Source organism: Klebsiella sp. 28, assembly GCF_018223905.1.
Classification (GTDB): domain Bacteria; phylum Pseudomonadota; class Gammaproteobacteria; order Enterobacterales; family Enterobacteriaceae; genus Klebsiella; species Klebsiella pneumoniae.
On sequence record NZ_JAGRQY010000167.1, the window covers coordinates 1 to 1471 of the forward strand.

Genomic DNA, 1471 nt, shown 5'->3' on the forward strand with positions numbered 1-1471 from the left:
GTAGGCCCGCGCAAGCGCATGGACTGCACCCCAAAAGTTGGACACCCAACTGAGTAAGGTGCAATTTTATGGCTAAACCAAAGTATTCCCCTGAAACAAAACTGGCTGTGGTTAATCATTATTTGTCCGGTAAAGACGGAGAACAGAGTACAGCCGACCTTTTTGGTATTGAAAGAACATCTGTCCGTCGCTGGGTCAGGGCATGGCAGTTCCACGGTGCAGAAGGCCTGACTGCAAAAAATAATCATTATTCCGATGAATTTAAACTCGTGGTCGTCCGGGCGGTTATCAGTGACCGCCTGACGATGCGTGAAGCGGCTGCCCGGTTTAACCTCTCCGCAGAAATACTTGTCCGGCGCTGGCTCGACGTGTACAACGATGCCGGAGCGGAAGGTCTTTTAAACATGCAATGCGGACGGCCCGGACAAATGACAAAGCCAAAAAATATCCCACCACTGACAGATAAAGAGCTGGAAAAACTCTCCCCCGAAGAGCTCAGGGCCGAACTGCGTTATCTGCGGGCAGAGAATGCCTATCTAAAAAAGTTGAAAGCCTTGGTTCAGAGCGAAAAAAATGGCAAAAAGCCCTGATAATCAGTGAACTAAGGCATGAACACGCTCTGCGGGACCTTCTGCGGGCGGCCGGTATGTCCCGTAGCACGTGGTATTACAATATGAATGCACTGAAGCAAGGGGACAGGTATGCGGGTCTTAAAGAGAACATCAGGAAGATATACCACTATCACAAAGGTCGTTATGGCTACCGCAGGATCACGCTCGCACTGAGAAAACAGGGGCTGCGGATAAACCATAAAACAGTGCAGCGGCTGATGGCAGAACTGTCACTCCGGTCTGTGATAAGGGCGAAAAAATATCGTGCCTGGAAAGGGAGAACGGGCGAGGCCGCGCCCAATATCCTGAGCCGGAACTTCGGTGCGTCAAAAGCCAACGAAAAATGGGTAACAGATGTGACAGAGTTCCCGGTACAGGGAAAAAAGCTTTACCTGTCGTCAGTTCTCGATCTGTTTAACCGGGAGGTTATCGCCTACAGCCTGTCGGAAAGGCCGGTGATGGAGATGGTGAATACGATGCTGGACGGTGCGTTCCCGAAGCTCAGACCGGGAGATGCTCCGCTGCTGCACTCGGATCAGGGCTGGCATTACAGGATGAGGAGCTATCAGGAACGTTTAAAGGCGCATGGGATGACGCAGAGTATGTCGCGTAAAGGAAACTGCCTGGATAATGCAGTGATGGAAAACTTCTTCGGGACCCTGAAATCGGAGTGTTTTTATCTGAGGGAGTTCAGGAGTGTCAGTGCGCTAAGAAAAGCCGTAGAGGACTATATCCATTACTACAACAACGAGCGGATAAGCCTGAAATTAAAAGGTCTGAGTCCGGTAGAGTACCGAACCCAGGCTCTGAGAGCCGCTTAATATGAACCATCCAACTTTATGGGGTCAGTCCAGCAGCGC

Annotated in this window: 1 protein-coding gene; it reads left to right on the plus strand. The window is 50.8% G+C overall.

Annotated features, from left to right (window positions below):
* Positions 1-68 precede the first annotated feature (68 nt).
* A protein-coding gene (locus tag KHQ28_RS23740) for an IS3-like element ISKpn1 family transposase (protein ID WP_085955203.1) occupies positions 69-1432 on the plus strand; the annotation gives its coding sequence in 2 pieces (ribosomal slippage) (positions 69-537 and positions 537-1432; 1365 coding nt in all).
* Positions 1433-1471 lie beyond the last annotated feature (39 nt).